Annotated in this window: 1 protein-coding gene and 1 tRNA gene; both read right to left on the minus strand. The window is 52.5% G+C overall.

Going from position 1 to position 2,682, the window contains the following annotated elements; all coding sequences use genetic code 11:
• Positions 1-128 precede the first annotated feature (128 nt).
• Positions 129-1,997 carry a reverse transcriptase/maturase family protein gene (locus tag U5A56_RS36695; RefSeq protein ID WP_257776133.1) on the minus strand — a complete coding sequence of 623 codons (1,869 nt, stop codon included), beginning with the start codon at positions 1,995-1,997 and terminating at the stop codon, positions 129-131.
• Between the two features lie 85 nt (positions 1,998-2,082).
• Positions 2,083-2,159: transfer RNA gene (locus tag U5A56_RS36700), tRNA-Ile, on the minus strand.
• Positions 2,160-2,682: the final 523 nt, after the last annotated feature.

The following is a 2,682-nucleotide window of genomic DNA, read 5'->3' on the forward strand; positions in this document are numbered from 1 at the left end:
AGTAGGATCGGTAGCCAGCCCCTTGCGCACCGCGGCGACGCCGTCTGACGCAGGAAACCAACTACCTTCCTCCGAACGCAACGTGCAAGTTTCCAAGCATTGCGCTCTCCAGCTATCCTACTGCGCCATCATCTCGCCGCCGCGAACGGGTTGTGAAGGTCTCGCAGCTTTAACCCATCGTAAGCCCCTGCGTGTATCTTGGCGTGACAGCTACCACATGCGGGTATCTGCTTCCGGTTCAACGTAGCAAGAAGCCTCGTAAAGCCTTTGGGTGGTCGATCTCCCATCTTCCGGACGTGTCTGACGTGATGCATCTGTACGCCAGCGTCCGAACCACAAATAGCGCACGATTCCCCGAGCTTGCTTCGAGTACGCATTCGCGAGTGCCTCAGCAGGATGGAGTCGGGTGATGGTGTTTCACGAATCATGAACCGCGAGGGGCGACGCGACCAATCTGTGACGACTGGCAAGCTAACCCCGAAGGTCTTACCCTTACTGTTCTGCTTAAACACTGCTAGGCTATCCCCGTATTTCCGGAAAACCTGCTTCAACGAGAGTCTGTGTTTTGTGGCCAAGGTCAGCGCGGCCGAGTATTTCAGAATGTACTGGACCCTTGACAGCTTTGCATAATTGTCTGCAAAGCTGTAGTAATTCAGCAGTCCTCGTAGTACCGACCCATAGATAGAAACGATTTGATCGTCGTCCAGCAGAACCCAAATGTACTTCGGCGTGGGTTCGCCCTCGCTTCCACAAAAACCTTTGACGTGTAACTTGCCCACTAATTTGCCTACCGGTGCCCACAATTGCGGCAGCCAACCTGTAACTCGCTTGTCGAACGCTTTTCCGTTTCGGACCACCTTTTGCACCTTCTGCGTGGTTGACCCGATTTTTATGCGCGTCCCGAGAAAGAAAGCTTCCTCGGTCTTCGCATGACGAATATGCGTTTTCTCCATGTTGAGCGTAAGCCCAAGCCTTTCTTTCATGAAGTCTCGAACCTCATTTCGGATTTGCTCGGCCATCCATTTTGGCCCATTGACACCAACACACCAGTCGTCCGCGTAGCGGACATACTTAAGCCTAATGAAAGAGCCGTCATTAATACCCGATGGCACTCGCATATTGGCTAGCTTGGCCGCCTTTATCTCCTTAGCCTTCAGGGCCCGTTCTTCGGATCTTGGCGCAAGCCTTTCGATTTCTCGACGAGCTTTCTCCAATCTCTTATAGGCTCTGATGCTCTCAAGGCTTCTACCACGTTTCTCGCCTTTCTCTGTACAAGCGATGCGTTCGATCATAAATAGATCAAGCTCATGCAGAAAGATATTGCACAGGATGGGAGAGACAATGGAACCCTGCGGTGTACCGATGTCGCTGTTCACCGGCGTACGAAACTCATAGTAGCCCGCCGTCAGGGCTTTCCTGATCAGGTTGAGGAATCGCGTGTCACTAATGCGCTTCTTCAGGTGCCCGATCAGGAGATTGTGGTCAATATTATCAAAGGCAGCTTTGACGTCGCCTTCGACAACCCACGAAACCCCGCTCCAGTTATCCCGTATCGACTTAAGCGCCGTGTGACAACCTCGATTGGGTCTGAAACCGTGACTTGCTTCCGAAAAGCTCGGCCCATATGGACTTTCATAGATGGCCTCAAGAATCATTCTCACGACCTCCTGAACCACCTTGTCCTTAGGGGAAGCGATACCTAGCGGGCGCTTGCCACCGTTCGCTTTCGGGATATGCACTCTACGTGCTCTGCTGAACTGAAATGATTCAGTCCGCATCTGGGAGACGATGTTTTTTATTGTTGCCAGTGAAAACTCGTCGAGTGTTGTCCCGTCGGCTCCAGGGGTCATGTTTCCGGGGGAGCTTTTCAGCCGCTCGTACGCCACCACGTACAGATCTTCCTTGTACATTAGGCGATAGAGTTCCCCGTTGACCCAATTTGGATCAGCGTTTTTCTTGCGCAGCGCCTCCAAACGCTGTAGGTCGTTATTACTCATCCGAGTAAACCTTCGTCGTTGGACGCGCGTCCAGCCTGTTGTGCTTCCCTTTCACCCCGCATTACCGAGGTCGTATGTAGGTACTTGGTGGGCCTGGCAGGATTTGAACCTGCGACCAATCGATTATGAGTCGACTGCTACTAACCACTGAGCTACAGGCCCACTGTTTCACTACACAGGTACTACCACAACTCCGTCGCCAGCAATAGTCGGATCTGTTGCCAGCTCCATCTATTGCCAAGATACATTCGATGTTCTGATTGTATCCTTTTAGGGATCACTCCCCTTAGGCGATCCCATGGTTAACACACAAACGTGCTCTGGGTTTAGGTGCCCATTTCATCCATTTCTTCCGACTCGGAAGCCCGTGTCAGGAGGGAGCTTCCAGGGCGTTCATAATCGCCACCCTAGACTTCCTGACCTCAGACGTAAAACTGTGGTGTCTGAGGGTTGACGAAACATGCCCCGGTAGGATTCGGGTTCAAGCAATACAGCCTTCACCGTGTCCAGCCTAGCTGACAGACCTCTTGGAAGCACAGCTTCTTCCTTATCTGCCTTTTCACGACATGCTGCAGTCCCCTCACGGTTTCCCGATCAGGTAAGTCGCTGCTTTAGCCACAGCCGCTCCTGTGGCGTAACTACCGTTACAACGTTTGTGCGCCCTATCCATGGCGCACTTATGAGT

It is taken from the genome of Burkholderia sp. BCC1998 (genome assembly GCF_905339875.1).
Lineage (GTDB): Bacteria > Pseudomonadota > Gammaproteobacteria > Burkholderiales > Burkholderiaceae > Burkholderia.